Consider the following 18954-nt stretch of genomic DNA (forward strand, 5'->3'; position numbering starts at 1 on the left):
TTCAGTGCTCCTGGTCGTGCTGGTTGACCCGTGCTTCCATGCGGTTCTGCAAGTGCGCCAGGATACTGCACAGGATCCAGTAGACGACGGCCACGGCCAGGTACATGGTGAAGACTTCGAAGGTCCGGGCGGTGATCAACTGCGCCTGGCGGAACAGCTCGGGCACCTGGATGGTCGCCGCCAGGGCGGTGTCCTTGACCAGCGAGATGAAGCTGTTGCCCAGCGGCGGCAGGGCGGTGCGCAGCGCCTGTGGCAGGATTGCCCGGCGCATGGCCTGGGTGCGGGTCATGCCGATGCTGGCCGCGGCCTCCCACTGGCCGCGGTCGATCGAGGAGATCGCCGCGCGCAGGATTTCGCAGATGTACGCCGCCATGTTGAGCGACAAGCCGATCAGCGAGGCCGGGATCGGGTCGAGCTCGATGCCGATCTGCGGCAGGCCGAAGTAGATCACGAACAGCTGCACCAGCAGCGGCGTGCCGCGGAAGAACGACACGTAGATGCGGGCCAGCCAGTCCAGCGGCAGGATCTTCGACAGGCGCATCAGCGCCAGGGCAAAGCCCAGCACCAGGCCGAAGAACATCCCGCCGACGCTGAGCACCACGGTATAGCCCGCGCCCTTGAGCAGGAAGGGCGCGGAATCGACAACGAGTTGCAGGGCTTCAGCGATCATTTGGTGACGTCGGCACCGAAGTATTTCTCGGACAGCTTGGCCAGCGTGCCGTCGGCCTTGAGCTTGTCGATGGCCTTGTTCAGGGCCGCGAGCAGCTCAGGCTCGCCCTTGCGCAGGGCAACACCCGACTCCAGCTTGGAGAATTTCTCGCCGGCCAGCGCGGTCGGTTTCTTGTCCTTGGCGGTTTTCTGCACGTACTCGAGTGCGGCCAGGCGGTCGATCAGGATGGCGTCGATACGGCCATTGCGCAGGTCAGCGAACTTGGTGGGGTCATCTTCGTAGGTGCGGACATCGGCCGTCGGCACATCCTGTTTCACCCATTGCTCATAATTGGTGCCCAGGCCGACACCGACCTTCTTGCCACCGAGATCGGCGGCAGTCTTGATGTTTTTCTCATTGTCGCTGCCCTTGAGTACCAGGGCCTGAATGCCGGAAACGGTGTATGGCTGGGAGAAGTCGTACTTCTTCTTGCGTTCCTCGGAGATGGTCACCTGGTTGATCACCACATCCAGGCGCTTGGACTCCAGGGCGGCGAGGATGCCGTCCCACTTGGTCGGCTGTACCTTGGCCTTGACGCCCAGCTCCTTGGCCAGCAGTTCGGACAGCTCGACTTCGAAGCCGGCCAGCTTGCCATTCTCATCCTGGAAGCTGAACGGTGGGTAGGTGCCTTCCAGGCCGACGTTGATCACGCCCTTTTCCTGGATGGTCTTCAGTTGCTCGCCGGCGAACGCCTGGCCAAGCAGGCCGGTGCCGAGCAGCAGCGCCAGGCTGGCATTGAGAAGGGGTTTGGTGAGTCTGGTCATTGGCTGGCCCCGCGCTTGTTGTGGAAGTAGTGGGTGGCGACTATAGAGGTGGGTTGCATAGGCTGGGAAATAATAAAAAAACAGTTTGTTATTCCCATATTGCCTTTTGGCATGCATTGGCAGCATTGAGGGTAGCCATGAATGGAAAGCCCGTCAGCATTGCTTATGCCCGACTTAGCGCAGGATGGAATAAAGCGTTGTTTTTTCCAAGAGGTGGATATGCCGTATCGTGTTCACACCCGTCCCTGTAGGAGCGGCCTTGTGTCGCGAAAGGGCTGCGCAGCGGCCCCAGGCTTTGCGCGCAGAAGCAGACGTCACGGCGCTCTGGTGACACAAGGCCGCTCCTACAAAGCACGCATGCATATCGAGAAAGCCGCCTGGCAGGAGAACACCGTGAGCGAACAACCATCAATCGGGCATTGGCAATTGCAGGGCATCGTCAGTGGCCTGCGCAGCGCCCGTGAGCAGTGGCGCAGCAGCAATGGCCGCAGCAGCGGCGAGCAGGGCGGGCGCGAGCTGCCGTCGCGCGAGGCGCTGCGCCAGATCCTCGAGCAGTTGTGCGGCGCGCTGTTCCCGATGCGCCTGGGCCCGGTGGACCTGCGTGAGGAAAGCGAGGACTTCTACGTCGGCCACACCCTCGATGCCGCGCTTACCGCGTTGCTGGCCCAGGCGCGCCTGGAGCTGCGCTACGCCGCGCGCCACGGCAAGACCGAGGTCACCGATGTCGACGCCCATGCCTTGCGCCTGATCCAGGACTTCGCCGCAGCCCTGCCGGCGCTGCGCGTGCTGCTCGACACCGATGTGCTGGCCGCCTACCACGGTGACCCGGCGGCGCGCAGCGTCGACGAGGTGCTGCTGTGCTACCCGGGCATCCTCGCCATCATCCACCATCGCCTGGCTCACCACCTGTACCGCGCCGGCCTGCCGCTGCTGGCGCGGATCAGCTCGGAGCTGGCGCATTCGGCCACCGGCATCGACATCCATCCCGGCGCGCAGATCGGCCCGAGCTTCTTCATCGACCACGGCACCGGCGTGGTCATCGGCGAGACCGCGATCATCGGCGAACGGGTGCGCATCTACCAGGCCGTGACCCTGGGCGCCAAGCGCTTCCCCAGCGACGAGTCAGGGACCCTGCACAAAGGCCTGGCGCGTCACCCGATCGTCGAGGACGACGTGGTGATCTATGCCGGCGCGACCATTCTGGGGCGAATCACCATCGGCAAGGGTTCGACCATCGGCGGCAACGTATGGCTGACCCGCAGCGTGCCGGCCGAAAGCAATATCACCCAGGCCAACGTGCAGCTCGATTGCCAGGACAAGAACTGATCACCCATTGCTGTTGGCTTTTCTGATTTGTTCGCCAGCAAGCCGGCTCCTACTCTGTAGCGCAAAACCGTCTAGAGCGTAGGATCCAGCTTGCCGGCGATGGCCTGCGACACCGCCCCGCCCAGCGGCATCGGGTCGCATTGCAAGCCGATCCATGGTTAACTTGAACGCTTGTTCAACGAAAAACGCTGGTCCATTGCCGGTGTTCATCAGGAGGGATTGCCTTTGCTGAACCCGTTCAATCCGAACCTCACGCCCCGTGACGAGGTGCCCGTTTCATGAGTGCACCGACCCCCGACCTTGCCAACGGCAAGATCCGCATGAACCCCCCCGTGTTCTACTTCGCGGCAAGTTTCATCCTCATCTTCGGCCTGGTGGTCATCGCCTACCCGCAAGCGGCGGGCGAGTGGTTGCTGGCGGCGCAGAACTGGGCGGCCAACACGGTCGGCTGGTACTACATGCTGGCCATGACCCTGTACCTGGTCTTCGTGGTGGTCACCGCGCTGTCCGGCTACGGTAAGATCAAGCTCGGTGCCGACCACGACGAACCCGAGTTCAGCTACCTGTCCTGGGCCGGCATGCTGTTCGCCGCCGGCATCAGCATCACGCTGTTCTTCTTCTGCGTCTCCGAGCCCCTGACCCACATGCTGCAGCCGCCCCAGGGCGAGGCGGGCACGGCCGAGGCCGGGCGCCAGGCGATGCAGATCCTGTTCCTGCACTGGGGCCTGCATGGCTGGGGCGTGTTCGCCTTCGTCGGCATGGCGCTGGCCTACTTCGCCTATCGCCACAACCTGCCGCTGGCCCTGCGCTCGGCGCTGTACCCGCTGATCGGCAAGCGCATCAACGGCCCGATCGGCTACGCGGTGGACGGCTTTGGCATCATCGCCACGGTGTTCGGCCTGGGCGCCGACATGGGCTTCGGTGTGCTGCACCTGAACGCCGGCCTCGACTACCTGTTCGGCATCAGCCACAGCCAGTGGATCCAGGTGATCCTCATTACCCTGATGATGGGCGCGGCGGTGGCCGTGGCGGTCGCCGGGGTGGAGAAGGGCGTGCGGGTGATGAGCGACATCAACCTGTTCCTGGCCTGCGCGCTGCTGTTGTTCGTGCTGTTCGCCGGGCCCACCCAGCACCTGTTCAACACGCTCATCCAGAACCTTGGCGATTACCTCGGCGCCTTGCCGCGCAAGAGTTTCGACGTCTATGCCTACGGCGAGAACCGCGACTGGCTGGGCGGCTGGACGGTGTTCTACTGGGCCTGGTGGATTGCCTGGGCGCCCTTCGTCGGGCTGTTCATCGCGCGCATCTCGCGCGGGCGCACCATCCGCGAGTTCGTCTTTGGCGTGCTGCTGATCCCGCTGGGCTTTACCCTGGCGTGGATGTCTATCTTCGGCAACAGCGCCCTGGACCAGGTAATCAACCACGGCATGACCGCCCTTGGCCAGTCGGCCCTCGACAACCCGTCGATGAGCCTGTACCTGCTGCTGGAGACCTACCCGTGGAGCAAGACGGTGATCGCCGTGACGGTGTTCATCAGCTTCGTGTTCTTCGTCACCTCGGCCGACTCCGGCACCGTGGTGCTGTCGACCTTGTCGGCCAAGGGCGGCGGTGCGGATGAAGACGGGCCGAACTGGCTGCGGATCTTCTGGGGCGCAATGACCGCGCTGGTCACCAGTGGGTTGTTGTTCGCCGGTAGCATCGACTCGCTGAAGTCGGCGGTGGTGCTGACCTCGCTGCCGTTCTCGCTGATCCTGCTGTGCATGATGTGGGGGCTGCACAAGGCCTTCTACCTCGAGTCGCAGCGGCAGATCGCGCAGATGCACTCGCTGGCGCCGTTCGCCCAGTCCCGGCGTGGTCGCGGCGGCTGGCGCCAGCGCCTGAGCCAGGCGGTGCACTTCCCGTCACGCGACGAGGTGTATCGCTTCATGGACGACGTGGTGCGCCCGGCGATCGCCGACGTGCGTGAGGTGTTCGAGCAGAAGGGCCTGGTGCTGATCACCCAGGACGACCCGAGCCACGACAACGTCAGCCTGAAGATCGGCCATGGCGAGGAGCAGCCGTTCATCTACCAGGTGCAGATGCGTGGGTATTTCACCCCATCGTTCGCCTTGGGCGGCCTGGGCACGCAGGAGTTGAAGAACCGCCGTTATTACCGGGCGGAGGTGCATTTGTCCGAGGGTAGCCAGAACTACGACCTGGTCGGCTACAGCAAGGAGCAGATCATCAACGACATCCTCGACCAGTACGAACGGCACATGCAGTTCCTGCATCTGGTCAGATAGACCGCTGTGGGCCGCTTCGCGGCCCTTTCGCGACACAAGGCCGCTCCTACATGAAAATGCGGTCCCCTGTAGGAGCGGCCTTGTGTCGCGAAAGGAGGCCAAAGGCCTCCCAGCTGCCTGTCAGAACGGCGCATCCCCAAGGATGGTCGCCCGGTGCATCACCCGCCGGTTGGGCCGGTAATCATCCACCGCGAAATGCTGGGTCACGCGGTTGTCCCAGAACGCCACGTCGTTTTCCTGCCAACGCCAGCGAATGCTGAACTCCGGCCGCGTCGCATGGGCGAACAGCAGCTTGAGCAGCGCCTCGCTTTCCAGCTCGCTCAGTTCGTTGATGCGCGTGGTGAACCCCTCGTTGACGAACAACGCCTTGCGCCCGCTCACAGGATGGGTGCGCACCACCGGGTGCGACAGCGGCGGGTTGTTGCGCCGGGTCGCTTCCCAGCGCGCCAGGTCCTCGGCGGTGGTGCCGAAGCGCTCCAGTGGGAACGACTTGGTGAAGTCGTGGGTGGCGCTCAAACCGTCCAGCATCTCGCGCAGCGGTGCCGACAGCGCCTCGAACGCGGCGATGCCGCTGGCCCACAGGGTGTCGCCGCCATAGGCCGGCAATTGCTTGGCGCTGAGCACCGCGCCCAGTGCCGGGGTCGGTAAAAAGGTCACGTCGGTGTGCCACACGGCGTTGTCGCGCACATCGGTGACCGCCGTGTCGAGCACCAGCACCTGTGGCGTTTCCGGCACGTTGGGATAGATCGGATGGATGTGCAGATCGCCGAAGCGGGCGGCGAAGCGGGCCTGCTGTTCGGGAGTGATCGGCTGGTCGCGGAAGAACAGCACTTGGTGCTCGAGCAGCGCCTGCTCGATGGCGTCGCGCTGTGCGGCGGTGATATCGCGGCTGATGTCCACGCCGCTGATCTGCGCGCCGAGGGCCGGGCTCAAGGGGGTAACGGTCAGGCTCATGTCTTTATCTCGTTGCAGGTGCCGGGTTGCCGGCGTGGTCATTCGTTGCTCAATGGCTCTGGCCGTGCCAGGGCACCAGCTTGCGCTGCAGGGCGCGCAGGCCCATCTCCAGGGCGAAGGCGATCAAGGCGATCAGCAGGATGCCCAGCACCACGACATCGGTGACCAGGAACTGCGCCGCCGACTGCACCATGAAGCCCAGGCCGCTGGTGGCGGCGATCAGCTCGGCGGCCACCAGGGTCGACCAGCCGACGCCAAGGCCGATGCGGATGCCGGTGAGGATGTCGGGCAAGGCGCTGGGCAGGATCACGTGGCGGATCAGCTGCGCCTTGTTCGCCCCCAGCGACTGCGCGGCGCGCAGCTTGGCCGGGTCGACGGTGCGCACGCCGGTGGCGGTGGCGATGGCGATCGGGGCGAAGATCGCCAGGTAGATCAACAGCACCTTGGACAGCTCGCCGATGCCGCACCAGATCACGATCAGCGGCAGGTAGGCCAAGGGCGGGATCGGCCGGTAGAACTCGATCAGCGGGTCGAGGATGCCCCGGGCCACGCGGTTGTAGCCGATGGCCAGGCCTACCGGGATGGCGGTCAGGATGGCGCCGAGCAGGGCCAGGCCGATGCGCCCCAGGCTGGCGCCCAGGTGCTGCCACAGGCTGGCGTCCATGTAGCCCTGGGTGAGCAGCGTCCAGCCCTTGGCCAGAATGTCGGCGGGCGAGGGCAGGAACAGGGGTTCGATCCAGCCGGCGACGGTTACCAGCCACCACGCTAGCAGCAGGGCGGCCAGGGTAAGGGCGCTGATCCAGCGCGTGGGCAACGGCCGGCGAGGCTTGGCCGCCGCGGGGTTGGCGGGGCGCTTGCTGGCGACTGGCAGGTCCAGGCTGCTCATGCGGATGCCTCCTGTCGCGCGGTTTGGCGTTGGGAGAACACCCGCGCCAGCACATGTTCGCGGGTCTCGATGAAGCGTGGATCGGACTTGATCGCCCGGGCCGACTCACCGGCGGCATAGCGCTGCCCGAAGTCCAGTTGCAAGCGCTCGACCACCCGTCCCGGATTGGGCGCCAGCAGCACCAGCTCGGTGGCGAGGAACACCGCTTCCTCGATGTCGTGGGTGATCAGGAATACTGGCTTGGCGGTGCGCTGCCAGACTTGCAGCAGCAGCTCCTGCATCTGTTCGCGGGTGAAGGCGTCGAGGGCGCCGAACGGCTCGTCCATCAACAGCACCCGTGGGTCGGCGGCCAGCGCACGGGCCAGGCCCACGCGTTGCTTCTGTCCGCCGGACAGTTGCCAGATGCGCCGCTCGCCGAAGCCGGCCAGGTCGACCAGCGCCAGCATCTCGCGGGCCTTGGCTTGACGCTGGGCACGGGGCACGCCGGCCAGCTCGAGGCCGAAGGCGACGTTGCCCAGCACATCCTGCCAGGGCAGCAGGGCATCGTCCTGGAACACCACGCCGCGTTCGGCCCCAGGGCCTTGCACCGGCACGCCGTCGAGGCTGATGCGCCCACCGCTGGGGGCGACGAAGCCGGCGATCAGGTTGAGCAGCGAGGTCTTGCCGCTGCCGGAGGGGCCGAGGGCCACCAGCAACTGGCGCGGCCCCAGGCTCAGGTTGATGTCGGCCAGCACCGGGGTGCTGGCGCCAGGGTACTGTGCGCTGATGCGCTCCAGTTCGAGCAAGGCCATGACGGGCTCCGGGCGGTATCAGTTGGGAAGGTACTGGGCGCTGACGTAGGGCGCGTAGTCCGGCAGTACCGCGTCGACCTTGCCTTGCTGCTTGAGGAAGGTCGCGGTGTCGCGCAGCGCCTGGGTGGTCGGCGCGCCGAGGGCGCTGACCTGGTCGGCGGCCAGCGGGTAGACGTTGCCCTGCAGCAGCACCGGGATATCGGCGGGCTTGGCCCCGGACAGCTTGGCCAGCTTGGCGACGTTGGCCTGGTCGGCCAGCCAGGCTTGCGGGTCTTTGCGGTAGTCGGCGTAGGCGTCGAGGGTGACCTTGGCGAAGGCCTTGACGATCTCTGGGTGCTTGGCGGCGAAGTCCTTGCGCACGATCCAGGCATCGAAGGTCGGCGCGCCCTTGGTGGCCAGCTCGCCCGAGGTGATCAGCACCTTGCCGTTTTCCTTGGCCACGCCCAGGGCCGGGTCCCAGACGTAGGTGGCGTCGATGTCGCCGCGCTTCCAGGCGGCGATGATCGCCGGTGGCGCCAGGTTGAGGATCTGCACCTTGGCAGGGTCGATGTTCCAGTTTTTCAGCGCGGCCAGCAGGCTGTAGTGGCCGGTGGAAACGAACGGCACGGCGATCTTCTTGCCGACCAGGTCCTGCGGGGTCTTGATGCTGTCGCGGGCCACCAGCGCCTCGCCGGCGCCGATCTGGGTGGCGATCAGGAAGGTCTGCACCGGCAGCTTGCGGGTGGTGGCGGCGGCCAGCGGGCTGGAACCGAGGTAGCCGATCTGCACGTCGCCGCTGGCCACGGCGGTGATCACATCGGCGCCGTTGTCGAACTTGCGCCAGTCGATGCTGGCCTGGCTGGCCTTTTCATAGGCGCCATCGACCTGGGCGACCTTGGCTGGGTCGACGGTGGTCTGGTAGGCCACGGTCAGGTCGGCGGCCTGGGCTACCCAGCTGGCGCTGGCGAGGGTCAGGGCGGCGAACAGGCGCAGCGGAGCGTGCGGGATCATGGTTTAACCTCTCGTCAGGCATTCGGGGGAATGGATGGCGAGAAGACTAAGTGATCTAAGAAAATTAAAATAAATAACTTTTTTGCATTAGCTTAGTCGGTGTCGGACTTGCCGGCGTACAGAGGTATAACCGGTTTGCGGGCGAACACCGCGGCGCCTGCTTCGCCAGCAAGGCTGGCTCCTACAGGTCCGCCGCTGGCCACACATACCGTAGGAGCCGGCCTTGCCGGTGCCAACCTCTGCTTCGCCAGCAGGGGAGGGGGCCGTGCTGGCGCGATCGCGGGGGGCTGCTAGGCTTTTTCGGTTGCGCTTGCCGGCCGTCGGTCTGTCCACCGGCAAACGTTTGCAAATAACCTAAAGGTATGATTGACGTCGTCGATACAACTTTTGGCTGTAAAGGTTCCAAAGTTATTCCGTAAAAATCTTACAGATTCATAAAACGGTCATTTTGGATTTATAGGATTGTCATTATCCTGTAGCGCAGGAGGCGGCCTTAGACGAAAGTCGCGAATCGACCTTTTTCGGTTGACTTGGCGGTCACGCTTTGGTGCTAAATCGCCGATCCGGGTGAGTGGGGCAGCAGATCCCACCACTTGAGACGCACAAAAATTAGAACGTAGAGGAGCAAAACATGTACAAGTCCAGCCTGGCCCTGGCCGTGGCACTGGGGGTTCTCGCCCAACAAGCAGGCGCTGCAGGGTTCATCGAGGACAGCAAGCTGTCCCTGAGCTCGCGCACCATGTACTTCGACAACAACAACCGCGAGGCCCATGCTACCCCCGCGACCGCAACGCGTCCGGCTGGAAAGCGTCCAGATCAGCGTGAAACCGGTCAAGGTTTCAAGCTCGACTACATCTCGGGCTTCACCGAAGGCACCGTCGGTTTTGGTGTCGATGCCCAGGCTCTATGGGGTATCCACCTGGACGGCGGTCGCGGCTATCACAAAAGCGGCTTCCTGCCAGACGACAGTGATGGTTCTTCGGTAAGCCAGTGGGCCCGTTTCGGTGCCAACGCCAAGGCTCGTTTCTCTAAGTCCGAAGCGCATTTCGGTAGCGCTCTCGCGCCGAACCTGCCGATCCTCGTCGCCAACGACGGTCGTTTGCTGCCGCAGACTTTCGAAGGTGCCACTGTCACTTCGAAAGAAATCGACAACCTGACCATCAACGCGGGTCAACTGACTCACGCCATGGGCCGTGCTTCGAGCAACCGTACGGGTCTGTCGGTTTCTGGTGCTCCTGCTGACAGCAACAAGTTCCGCTACGGCGGTCTGGACTACAAACTCACCCCAGACCTGACCCTGCAGTACTACTACTCGAACCTGGAAGACTTCTACAAGCAGCACTTCCTGGGCGCGACCCATGTCTTCAAGATTGCTGACGATCAGTCCTTCAAGACTGACCTGCGCTACTTTGATAGCAGCAGCGACGGCAAGAATGGCCATGATGTCAACTATGCCTTCGACAACAACAAGGGCTACGCAAAGAACAAAGGCGAGGTCGACAACAAGACTTGGTCGGCCATGTTCACTTACACCCTGGGCGGCCATGCATTCCTGCTCGGTCACCAGCGTGTGAGCGATGACGGCGCGTTCGTCTGGCTCAACCAAGGCGGTGTCGTTGACGGCAACGGTCGTTCGGAAGGTGCTGGGGGCGCCAGCTTCTATCTGTTCACCGATAGCATGATCAACCAGTTTGCCCGAGCGGGTGAGAACACTACCTTCGGTCAGTACTCCTATGACTTCGCACGCCTTGGTGTGCCAGGCTTGAAAGCCTCTGTTTCGTACTTGCGCGGTACCGATGTGCGTTATGCATCCGGTCATGGCACCTACAGCGAGTGGGAGCGAGATGCGCGTATCGACTACGTGATTCAGGAAGGTACGCTCAAGGGGCTGGGCTTCAGCCTGCGTCAAGGTGTCTACCGTGGAACCAATGGCAACTCCAGCGAGTTCACCAAGGATACGGACCAGACTCGCTTCATCGTCAACTACACTTACGCCTTCATGTAAGTCGTAGCGCTACGCAAGAAAGCCTCGCCTGATGCGAGGCTTTTTTGTACCTGCTAATGGATATTCATCTTGGTTATAAATAAATCAATATTTATTCTTTTTGTTTTTATCCAGAAGCGGGCACATTGAACCCACAAGGCCAGACACAGCACAGGAGCCGCTTCCATGAGCCTCAAACTCGGCGACATCGCCCCCGATTTCGAACAGGATTCCAGCGCCGGCAAGATCCGCTTCCACGAATGGCTGGGCAACAGCTGGGGCGTGCTGTTCTCCCATCCGGCCGACTTCACCCCGGTGTGTACCACCGAGCTGGGCTTGACCGCCAAGCTCAAGGACCAATTCGCCCAGCGCGGGGTCAAGGCCATCGCCCTGTCGGTGGACCCGGTGGATTCGCACCACAAGTGGATCGATGACATCAACGAGACCCAGAATACCGTGGTCAACTTCCCGATCATCGCCGACGCCGACCGCAAGGTCTCCGACCTGTACGACCTGATCCACCCCAACGCCAGCGACACCCTCACCGTGCGTTCGCTGTTCGTGATCGACCCGAACAAGAAGGTGCGCCTGACCATCACCTATCCGGCCAGTACCGGGCGCAACTTCAACGAGATCCTGCGGGTGATCGACTCGCTGCAACTGACCGACAACCACAAGGTCGCCACCCCTGCCAACTGGCAGGACGGCGACGAGGTGGTGATCGTGCCGTCGCTCAAGGACGAGGACGAGATCCGGCAGCGCTTCCCCAAAGGTTACCGCGCGGTCAAGCCCTACCTGCGCCTGACCCCGCAGCCCAACCGCTGATGAATTCTTCGTTGCATTGCTCTTAGCCAAGCAGGGATCTTCGGGCCGTTTCGACGGCCCTTTTTTATGCCTCCGTGTCCCCTGTAGGAGCGGCCTTGTGTCGCGAAAGGGCCGCAGGGCGGCCCCGGCATTCTCGGCATCACTGGGCAAATCCAGGGGCTGCTGCGCAGCCCGTTCGCGACACAAGGCCGCGCCTACAGGGAAGAATATCCAATAGTTATTTATGGAATAAACAAATGAAAAAATATGATTTATAGATATATGTGACGAGCTGTTAATGTCATTTCCATCCAGCGGGGCCAACCCCTCGCGGCCCTGAATTGATTCGAAGGAAGCGCTTTCAATGCTGGTTGTCTCTGTCGGTGGTAGCCCCAGTCTTCGTTCACGCTCCGGCGTACTGCTCGAACGCTCGCGCGATTGGCTGCAACAGCGCGGTGTCGAGGTCGTCACCTTCCAGGTGCGGGAATTCCCCGCCGAGGACCTGCTGCACGCCCGCTTCGACAGCCCGCAGGTGCGCCACTTCAACGCGCTGGTGGCCCAGGCCGACGGCCTGCTGGTCGCCACCCCGGTGTACAAGGCATCGTTCGCCGGCGCGCTGAAGACCTTGCTCGACCTGCTGCCCGAGCGTGCCCTGGAACACAAGGTGGTATTGCCCATCGCCAGCGGCGGCAGCATCGCCCACATGCTCGCGGTGGACTACGCCCTCAAGCCGGTGCTGTCGGCCCTCAAGGCGCAGGAGACCCTGCAAGGGATCTTCGCCGACGACAGCCAGATCAGCTATGCCGACGGCGAACGTCCCGCACGCCTGGACGAAGCGCTGGAGCAGCGCCTGCTGGGCGCCCTGGAGACCTTTCACGGCGCCCTGGCACGCCGGCCCCGGCCTGTGGCGCCGGGCCTGCTCAACGAACGCCTGCTCAGTGCCCGCTGGAGTATCTGAGCAACCCTGACGCTTCATCGTTGTTCCCACCTTACTCGCCCGCCAACGAGGCAAGCAGGTGCTACCCGAACCCACTCGCACAGGAGAGCGCCATGCGCACAGTCTTCTTGCGTCGCGGTCTGGTCGCCCTGTTCGCGGCGGCTGTATCGTTCGGCGCCATCACCCAGGCCCAGGCTCAAAGCCTGCGCATCGGTTACCAGAAATACGGCACCCTGGTGCTGCTCAAGGCCAAGGGTTCGCTGGAGAAGCGCCTGGCCGAGCAAGGTATCCAGGTGCAATGGACCGAGTTTCCCGGCGGTCCGCAGCTGCTCGAAGGGTTGAACGTAGGCTCGATCGACTTCGGCGTCACCGGCGAGACCCCGCCAGTGTTCGCCCAGGCCGCCGGCGCCGACTTGCTCTACGTCGCCTATGAGCCACCCGCGCCGCACAGCGAGGCGATCCTGGTGCCCAAGGGCTCGCCGATCCAGTCGGTCCAGGCACTCAAGGGCAAGAAGGTCGCGCTCAACAAGGGTTCCAACGTGCATTACCTGCTGGTCCGCGCCCTGGAAGACGCCGGCCTCAAGTACAGCGACATCCAGCCGGTCTACCTGCCGCCGGCCGACGCCCGCGCCGCTTTCGAGCGCGGCAGCGTGGACGCCTGGGTCATCTGGGACCCCTACCAGGCCGCCGCCGAGCAGCAGCTGCAGGCCCGTACCCTGCGCGACGGCAAGGACCTGGTCGACAACCACCAGTTCTACCTGGCTACCCGCAGCTACGCGACCCAGCACCCGGCGGTGATCGACACCCTGATCGAGCAAGTGCGCGCCGTCGGTCAATGGTCCCAGGCCAACCCGCAGCAGGTCACCGACCAGGTCGCGCCGCTGCTCGGCCTGCCAGCCGACATCACCCTCACCTCGGTGAAGCGCCAGGGCTATGGCGCCGCGCCGCTGACCCCGGAAGTGGTCGCCGCGCAGCAGAAGATCGCCGACACCTTCCAGGCCCTGAAGCTGATTCCCAAGCCCTTGAACATCAAGGACGTGATCTGGACACCCCCGGCCAAGGTCGCCAGCGCGCCTTGAACCCATCGCCCGTGCCGGGGCCTCGCTCCGGCCCTGCCACCCTTGAGGAGACAACTCCAATGAGCCTGAACATCTTCTGGTTCCTTCCGACCCACGGTGACGGCAAGTACCTGGGCACCACCGAAGGCGCTCGCGCCGTCGACCATGGCTACCTGGCGCAAATCGCCCAGGCCGCCGACCGCTTGGGCTTCGGCGGCGTGCTGATCCCCACCGGGCGCTCCTGCGAGGACTCCTGGCTGGTCGCCGCCTCGCTGATCCCGGTGACCGAGCGCCTGAAGTTCCTGGTGGCGCTGCGCCCGGGGATCATCTCGCCGACCGTCGCCGCGCGCCAGGCGGCCACCCTGGACCGCCTGTCCAACGGCCGCGCGCTGTTCAACCTGGTCACTGGTGGCGATCCGGACGAACTGGCCGGCGATGGCCTGCACCTGAACCACCAGGAGCGCTACGAAGCCTCGGTGGAGTTCACCCGCATCTGGCGCAAGGTGCTCGAAGGCGAAGTGGTCGACTACGACGGCAAGCACATCCAGGTGAAGGGCGCCAAGCTGCTCTACCCGCCAATCCAGCAGCCGCGCCCGCCGCTGTACTTCGGCGGCTCGTCCGACGCCGCCCAGGACCTGGCCGCCGAGCAGGTCGAGCTGTACCTGACCTGGGGCGAACCACCGGCCGCCGTGGCCGAGAAAATCGCCCAGGTGCGCGAAAAAGCCGCTGCCCAGGGCCGCGAAGTGCGTTTCGGCATCCGCCTGCATGTGATCGTGCGGGAAACCAACGAACAAGCCTGGGCCGCCGCCGACAAACTGATTTCGCTCCTGGACGACGACACCATCGCCCGGGCCCAGGCCTCGCTGGCGCGCTTCGACTCGGTTGGCCAGCAGCGCATGGCCGCGCTGCATGGCGGCAAGCGCGACAAGCTGGAGGTCGCGCCGAACCTGTGGGCCGGTGTCGGCCTGGTGCGTGGCGGGGCCGGCACTGCGCTGGTCGGCGATGGCCCGACAGTCGCGGCCCGGGTCAAGGAGTACGCGGCGCTGGGCATCGATACCTTCATCTTCTCCGGCTACCCGCACCTGGAAGAGTCGTACCGCGTCGCCGAGCTGCTGTTCCCGCACCTGGACGTACAGCGCCCGGAGCCGGTGACGAGCGGCGGCTACGTGAGCCCATTCGGGGAGATGGTGGCCAACGACATCCTGCCCAAGTCCGTGTCGCAGAGCTGAGGGCCTGGCCATGAGTCATGCACCTTCAAGCACCTGGAGCCAGCGCCTGGCCCCCTGGGCCTTGCCGTTGCTGTTGCTGGCTGTCTGGCAACTGGCGGTCAGCGCCGGCTGGCTGTCGACCCGCATCCTGCCGGCGCCAAGCGCGGTGGTCAGTGCCGGGGTCGAGCTGGTGCGTAGCGGCGAGCTCTGGAGCCACCTGGCCATCAGCGGCTGGCGCGCCGGCCTGGGCTTCGTCATCGGTGGCGTCATCGGCCTGGTGCTGGGCTTCATCACCGGCCTGTCGAACTGGGGCGAGCGCCTGCTCGACAGTTCGGTGCAGATGATTCGCAACGTGCCGCACCTGGCGCTGATCCCGCTGGTGATCCTGTGGTTCGGTATCGACGAGTCGGCAAAGATCTTCCTGGTGGCGCTGGGCACGCTGTTCCCCATCTACCTCAACACCTACCACGGTATTCGCAACGTCGACCCGGCCCTGGTGGAGATGGCGCGCAGCTATGGGCTGTCGGGCTTTGCCCTGTTTCGCCAGGTGATCCTGCCTGGTGCGTTGCCGTCGATCCTGGTCGGTGTGCGCTTCGCCCTGGGCTTCATGTGGCTGACCCTGATCGTCGCCGAGACCATTTCGGCCAACGCCGGCATCGGCTACCTGGCGATGAACGCCCGGGAGTTCCTGCAGACCGACGTGGTGGTGCTGGCGATCGTGCTGTACGCGCTGCTTGGCAAGCTCGCCGACCTGGCGGCCCGTGGCCTGGAGCGTGTGTGGCTGCGCTGGCACCCGGCGTACCAGGTCGCCAGGAAGGAGGGCGCATGATGAGCGTGCTCACGCAACGACCGCCGCGCCTGCTGCCCGGCATCCCGCTCGCCGCCAACGGCCTGCGCCGCACCTTCGGCCAGCGCGAGGTGCTGCGCGGTATCGACCTGCACATACCGGCCGGCCAGTTCGTCGCCATCGTCGGGCGTAGCGGGTGCGGCAAGAGCACCTTGCTGCGCCTGCTGGCCGGGCTCGACCAGCCAAGCGCCGGCGAGCTGCTGGCCGGCGCGGCGCCGTTGGCCGAGGCCCGCGACGATACCCGGCTGATGTTCCAGGACGCGCGCCTGCTGCCGTGGAAAAAAGTCATCGACAACGTCGGCCTGGGCCTGGCCGGCCACTGGCGCCGTCGTGCCCTGCAAGCCCTGGAGGCGGTCGGCCTGGCCGAGCGCGCCGACGACTGGCCAGCGGCGCTCTCCGGCGGCCAGAAGCAACGCGTGGCCTTGGCTCGGGCGCTGATCCACCAGCCGCGCCTGCTGCTGCTGGACGAGCCGCTGGGCGCGCTGGATGCGTTGACCCGCATCGAGATGCAGCAATTGATCGAGCGCCTGTGGCGCCAGCACGGCTTCACCGTGCTGCTGGTCACCCACGACGTCAGCGAGGCCGTCGCCGTGGCCGACCGGGTGATCCTGATCGAGGACGGCGCAGTCGGCCTGGACCTGACCATCGACCTGCCGCGCCCGCGCGCGCGGGGTTCGCAGCGCCTGGCGGCGCTGGAAAGCGAAGTGCTCAACCGTGTTCTGTCCGTGCCGGGCACCCCGCCCGAGCCGGAACCTGTAGCCCCTTTGCCCACGCAGTTGCGTTGGGCCCATTGAACCTACGAAGACCGCAAAAGGAATGACGCCATGACTATCAAAGCCATCAACGTTCGCAACCAGTTCAAAGGCACCGTGAAGGAAATTCTCGAAGGGCCGGTACTGTCGGAAATCGACGTGCAGACCGCCTCTGGCATCGTCACTTCGGTGATTACCACCCGTTCCGTGAAGGAGCTCGAGTTGCAGGTGGGCAGCGAGGTGATTGCCTTCGTCAAATCGACCGAGGTGTCCATCGCCAAGCTCTGAAGCCTTGCACGGTCCCTGTAGGAGCGGCCTCGTGTCGCGAAAGGGGCGCGGAGCGGCCCCAGGTTTTGAGCCACCATCAAAATTGCCGGGGCTGCTGCGCAGCCCTTTCGCGACGCAAGGCCGCTCCTACAGAATTTTTGCAGGGCTCGGGATCAGCGCTTGGCCAGATAAGGCGGCAGATACAACCCCAGATACGCCTCGAACACCCGCATCCCCTCTTCAGCCATGCGCGGCGTGATCGCTTCATGCAGTTGCATCGAGCGGGCATAGACCCGGTCGCTCAGCTCCATCGCCAAGGCGAACACATCCACGTCCTTCGGCATGGCCGGCAACTGGAAGTGGCGGTCGAACAAGCGATGCATCAGCTCACCCAGCTCCAGGTCATGCTGACGGTCAGCCTGGACCACTTCGCTCAGCCCATGCTGGGCGAGGATCAGCTGGCGCGCCGCGGCATCCTCGTTGTAGATATCGAGCATGCGCCGCTCCACCAGTCGCGACAGGCCGTGCCAGGTACTGAACGCGGCGCTGTCGATCGGCGCGCTCAGCGCCTCGCGAAACGCCCGGTGCACATCGGCGGTCAGCGCCTCGAGCAGGGCCGGCACGCTGGCGAAAAAGTGATACACCGACGACGGTGGAATCTGCGCCCGTTCGGCCACGCTGTAGATCGACAACCCCGCCACCCCTTGCCCGGCCAGCAGTTCGCGCGCCGCAGCCAGGATCGCCTCGATCCTGGCCTGGCTGCTGGCGCGTGGCTTGCGCGGGGCGACGACGCGGCTCATCAGTTGCTGATCGCCAGGATGCTGGCCTGGTAGGCGCCGACGAACAGGTCGAAGTCGCCGACTTCTTCCTGTTCCAGCTCGGACTGCTTGGCCAGCGACTCGCGCGCCAGGGTTTCGAAGGCCTGTTGCTGCTCGCGGCTCAGCGGTTGCGCGCGGAACGTCTCGGCGTGCAGTCGGCTTTGGCGCAGGGCGAACTCGACGAAGCTCTCGTCGTGTTCGGTCATGCGCGCCAACACCTGGGCCGATGGGGTCAGCTCGGGGTCATCGACCTTGGCCTGCTGTGCTTGCAGGGCCTTGGCGTGTTCCTCGCCACCCTGGGCGCGGTCGAGCAGGGCGGCCAGCTGGCCGATGCGGCCGATCAGCTCGCTGGCCCAGGCCTTGAGCGCGATCGGCTGGCCGTCGCGACGCAGCTCCAGGCCCGGGCGCCGGCCTTGCTTGACCACGCTGAGGAAGTTGTCGGTGCACTGGCCACACTCGCCGTTGTCCAGCTGTGGGCTGTCTTCCAGGGCGCAGAACAGCAGGAAGGCGTCGAGGAAACGGGCTTCGGTCAGGTCGATGCCCACTGGCAGGAACGGGTTGATGTCCAGGCAGCGCACTTCCACGTACTGCACGCCACGCGAGGTCAGGGCCTGGATTGGCCGCTCGCCGGTGTAGGTGACGCGCTTGGGGCGGATGTTCGAGTAGTACTCGTTTTCGATCTGCAGGATGTTGGTGTTCAGCTGTACCCACTCGCCATCCTTGTGCGTGCCGACCTCGACGTAGGGCGGGTAGGGCGTGCCCACCGCCTTGCGCAGGCTGTCGGTGTAGCTGGCGAGGTTGTTGTAGCAGGGGGTGAGGCCGGCCTGGGCGTTGCTCTGGTAGCCCAGGTCGCTCATGCGCAGGCTGGTGGCGTAGGGCAGGTACAGGGTTTGCGCGTCGAGTTCCTCGAGCTGGTGCGCACGGCCCCGCAGGAAGCCTTTGTCCAGGGTCGGCGAGGCGCCGAACAGGTACATCAGCAGCCAGCTGTAGCGGCGGAAGTTGCGGATCAGCGCGATATAGGCCGAGGACTGGTAGTCGCGGTCGCTCTGCTCGCCGCCTTCGGCCGCGCGCAGCAGCGGCCATAGCGTCTCGGGCAGGGAGAAATTGTAATGGATACCGGCGATGCACTGCATGGTGCGCCCGTAGCGCAGGGCCAGGCCCTTGCGGTACACGTGCTTGAGCTTGCCGATATTCGAGCTGCCGTATTCGGCGATCGGGATGTCTTCTTCGGCAGGCAGCGCGCAGGGCATCGACGGGCTCCACAGCAGCTCGTCACCCAGCTGGGTGTAGACGAAGCGGTGGACCTCTTCGAGGCTCTCGAGCACCTTGGCCGGGTCGGCCAGGGCTGGCGTGATGAACTCCAGCAGCGACTCGGAATAATCGGTGGTGATCTGCTCGTTGGTCAGCGCCGAACCCAGGGCCTCGGGGTGCGGGGTCTGGGCCAGGCGACCTTCGTCGGTCACGCGCAGGCATTCGCGCTCAATGCCGTGCAGGCACTGCTTGAGCAGGTCGAGATTGTCGCCGAGCAGGCTCAGGCGGCGGTTGAGGAGGTCGCTCAAGATGGATTCCTTCACGCG

The 18954-nt window shown here is 64.7% G+C and carries 18 protein-coding genes; 10 read left to right on the forward strand and 8 right to left on the reverse strand.

Annotation, left to right across the window (positions count from 1 at the left end; translation table 11 throughout):
• Window position 1: 1 nt before the first annotated feature.
• Window positions 2-670, reverse strand: a complete 669-nt coding sequence (tcyL, locus tag NJG22_RS16540) for a cystine ABC transporter permease (protein WP_253096003.1) — start codon at window positions 668-670, stop codon at window positions 2-4.
• Window positions 667-1473, reverse strand: a complete 807-nt coding sequence (gene tcyJ / locus NJG22_RS16545; protein WP_253096005.1) for a cystine ABC transporter substrate-binding protein — start codon at window positions 1471-1473, stop codon at window positions 667-669. The genes tcyL and tcyJ overlap by 4 nt, the downstream gene beginning before the upstream one ends.
• A gap of 393 nt (window positions 1474-1866) precedes the next feature.
• Here tcyJ and epsC point away from each other — a divergent pair, with 393 nt between their 5' ends.
• On the forward strand, window positions 1867-2799 hold the full coding sequence (gene epsC, locus NJG22_RS16550) for a serine O-acetyltransferase EpsC (RefSeq protein WP_253096007.1): 933 nt from the start codon (window positions 1867-1869) through the stop codon (window positions 2797-2799).
• A 320-nt stretch (window positions 2800-3119) separates the two neighbouring features.
• On the forward strand, window positions 3120-5081 hold the full coding sequence (betT, locus tag NJG22_RS16555; protein ID WP_217853927.1) for a choline transporter BetT: 1962 nt from the start codon (window positions 3120-3122) through the stop codon (window positions 5079-5081).
• A gap of 120 nt (window positions 5082-5201) precedes the next feature.
• On the opposite strand, the gene tauD is transcribed toward betT, so the two are convergent.
• Genes tauD through tauA form a run of 4 tightly spaced genes read right to left on the reverse strand, consistent with a single transcriptional unit; the run spans window position 5202 to window position 8702 of the window.
• Window positions 5202-6035, reverse strand: a complete 834-nt coding sequence (tauD, locus tag NJG22_RS16560; RefSeq protein ID WP_253096009.1) for a taurine dioxygenase — start codon at window positions 6033-6035, stop codon at window positions 5202-5204.
• Window positions 6036-6084: 49 nt separating this feature from the next.
• The gene (gene tauC / locus NJG22_RS16565; protein WP_253096012.1) at window positions 6085-6921 is read right to left on the reverse strand and encodes a taurine ABC transporter permease TauC; all 837 of its coding nucleotides are present in this window, start codon (window positions 6919-6921) and stop codon (window positions 6085-6087) included.
• Window positions 6918-7712 carry a taurine ABC transporter ATP-binding subunit gene (tauB, locus tag NJG22_RS16570; RefSeq protein WP_253096014.1) on the reverse strand — a complete coding sequence of 265 codons (795 nt, stop codon included), beginning with the start codon at window positions 7710-7712 and terminating at the stop codon, window positions 6918-6920. Before tauB ends, tauC begins: the two co-directional genes overlap by 4 nt.
• 18 nt (window positions 7713-7730) lie before the next feature.
• A complete protein-coding gene (gene tauA, locus NJG22_RS16575) occupies window positions 7731-8702 on the reverse strand; it encodes a taurine ABC transporter substrate-binding protein (RefSeq protein ID WP_253096016.1) in 972 nt (323 codons plus the stop codon).
• 631 nt (window positions 8703-9333) lie between these two features.
• On the opposite strand from tauA, the gene NJG22_RS16580 reads away from it, so the two are divergent.
• From NJG22_RS16580 to NJG22_RS16615, 8 genes are all read left to right on the forward strand, one after another.
• Complete coding sequence (locus tag NJG22_RS16580; RefSeq protein ID WP_253096017.1) at window positions 9334-10707, forward strand: OprD family porin; 1374 nt, start codon at window positions 9334-9336, stop codon at window positions 10705-10707.
• A gap of 165 nt (window positions 10708-10872) precedes the next feature.
• Complete coding sequence (locus NJG22_RS16585; protein ID WP_217851878.1) at window positions 10873-11511, forward strand: peroxiredoxin; 639 nt, start codon at window positions 10873-10875, stop codon at window positions 11509-11511.
• A 343-nt stretch (window positions 11512-11854) separates the two neighbouring features.
• A complete protein-coding gene (gene ssuE / locus NJG22_RS16590) occupies window positions 11855-12448 on the forward strand; it encodes an NADPH-dependent FMN reductase (protein WP_253096018.1) in 594 nt (197 codons plus the stop codon).
• 92 nt (window positions 12449-12540) lie between these two features.
• Window positions 12541-13506: a sulfonate ABC transporter substrate-binding protein gene (locus NJG22_RS16595; RefSeq protein ID WP_253096019.1), complete on the forward strand. Its 966-nt coding sequence runs from the start codon at window positions 12541-12543 to the stop codon at window positions 13504-13506.
• Window positions 13507-13565: 59 nt separating this feature from the next.
• Window positions 13566-14714, forward strand: coding sequence for an FMNH2-dependent alkanesulfonate monooxygenase (gene ssuD / locus NJG22_RS16600; protein ID WP_253096020.1), 1149 nt, complete (start codon window positions 13566-13568; stop codon window positions 14712-14714).
• Between the two features lie 10 nt (window positions 14715-14724).
• Window positions 14725-15522 carry an aliphatic sulfonate ABC transporter permease SsuC gene (ssuC, locus tag NJG22_RS16605; protein WP_217851885.1) on the forward strand — a complete coding sequence of 266 codons (798 nt, stop codon included), beginning with the start codon at window positions 14725-14727 and terminating at the stop codon, window positions 15520-15522.
• The gene (gene ssuB / locus NJG22_RS16610; protein ID WP_253096021.1) at window positions 15522-16334 is read left to right on the forward strand and encodes an aliphatic sulfonates ABC transporter ATP-binding protein; all 813 of its coding nucleotides are present in this window, start codon (window positions 15522-15524) and stop codon (window positions 16332-16334) included. The genes ssuC and ssuB overlap by 1 nt, the downstream gene beginning before the upstream one ends.
• A 30-nt stretch (window positions 16335-16364) precedes the next feature.
• On the forward strand, window positions 16365-16580 hold the full coding sequence (locus NJG22_RS16615; protein WP_008095172.1) for a molybdopterin-binding protein: 216 nt from the start codon (window positions 16365-16367) through the stop codon (window positions 16578-16580).
• 152 nt (window positions 16581-16732) lie between these two features.
• Here the strand turns inward: NJG22_RS16615 and NJG22_RS16620 are convergent, their stop codons facing one another.
• Together NJG22_RS16620 and gshA are read right to left on the reverse strand one after the other, a co-directional pair.
• The gene (locus NJG22_RS16620) at window positions 16733-17359 is read right to left on the reverse strand and encodes a TetR/AcrR family transcriptional regulator (protein ID WP_253096023.1); all 627 of its coding nucleotides are present in this window, start codon (window positions 17357-17359) and stop codon (window positions 16733-16735) included.
• Entirely contained in the window at window positions 17359-18951 is a 1593-nt protein-coding gene (gene gshA, locus NJG22_RS16625; RefSeq protein ID WP_253096024.1) for a glutamate--cysteine ligase, read from the reverse strand. The genes NJG22_RS16620 and gshA overlap by 1 nt, the downstream gene beginning before the upstream one ends.
• Window positions 18952-18954: the final 3 nt, after the last annotated feature.

The organism is Pseudomonas sp. VA159-2 (assembly GCF_024126635.1).
Lineage (GTDB): Bacteria > Pseudomonadota > Gammaproteobacteria > Pseudomonadales > Pseudomonadaceae > Aquipseudomonas > Aquipseudomonas muyukensis.

Bases quoted from the DNA above. Each gene is read 5' to 3' on its own strand.
- tcyL (WP_253096003.1), bottom strand. From the start codon at position 670: ATGATCGCTGAAGCCCTGCAACTCGTTGTCGATTCCGCGCCCTTCCTG.
- tcyJ (WP_253096005.1), bottom strand. From the start codon at position 1,473: ATGACCAGACTCACCAAACCCCTTCTCAATGCCAGCCTGGCGCTGCTG.
- betT (WP_217853927.1), top strand. From the start codon at position 3,120: ATGAACCCCCCCGTGTTCTACTTCGCGGCAAGTTTCATCCTCATCTTC.
- tauD (WP_253096009.1), bottom strand. From the start codon at position 6,035: ATGAGCCTGACCGTTACCCCCTTGAGCCCGGCCCTCGGCGCGCAGATC.
- tauC (WP_253096012.1), bottom strand. From the start codon at position 6,921: ATGAGCAGCCTGGACCTGCCAGTCGCCAGCAAGCGCCCCGCCAACCCC.
- tauB (WP_253096014.1), bottom strand. From the start codon at position 7,712: ATGGCCTTGCTCGAACTGGAGCGCATCAGCGCACAGTACCCTGGCGCC.
- tauA (WP_253096016.1), bottom strand. From the start codon at position 8,702: ATGATCCCGCACGCTCCGCTGCGCCTGTTCGCCGCCCTGACCCTCGCC.
- NJG22_RS16580 (WP_253096017.1), top strand. From the start codon at position 9,334: ATGTACAAGTCCAGCCTGGCCCTGGCCGTGGCACTGGGGGTTCTCGCC.
- NJG22_RS16585 (WP_217851878.1), top strand. From the start codon at position 10,873: ATGAGCCTCAAACTCGGCGACATCGCCCCCGATTTCGAACAGGATTCC.
- ssuE (WP_253096018.1), top strand. From the start codon at position 11,855: ATGCTGGTTGTCTCTGTCGGTGGTAGCCCCAGTCTTCGTTCACGCTCC.
- NJG22_RS16595 (WP_253096019.1), top strand. From the start codon at position 12,541: ATGCGCACAGTCTTCTTGCGTCGCGGTCTGGTCGCCCTGTTCGCGGCG.
- ssuD (WP_253096020.1), top strand. From the start codon at position 13,566: ATGAGCCTGAACATCTTCTGGTTCCTTCCGACCCACGGTGACGGCAAG.
- ssuC (WP_217851885.1), top strand. From the start codon at position 14,725: ATGAGTCATGCACCTTCAAGCACCTGGAGCCAGCGCCTGGCCCCCTGG.
- ssuB (WP_253096021.1), top strand. From the start codon at position 15,522: ATGAGCGTGCTCACGCAACGACCGCCGCGCCTGCTGCCCGGCATCCCG.
- NJG22_RS16615 (WP_008095172.1), top strand. From the start codon at position 16,365: ATGACTATCAAAGCCATCAACGTTCGCAACCAGTTCAAAGGCACCGTG.
- NJG22_RS16620 (WP_253096023.1), bottom strand. From the start codon at position 17,359: ATGAGCCGCGTCGTCGCCCCGCGCAAGCCACGCGCCAGCAGCCAGGCC.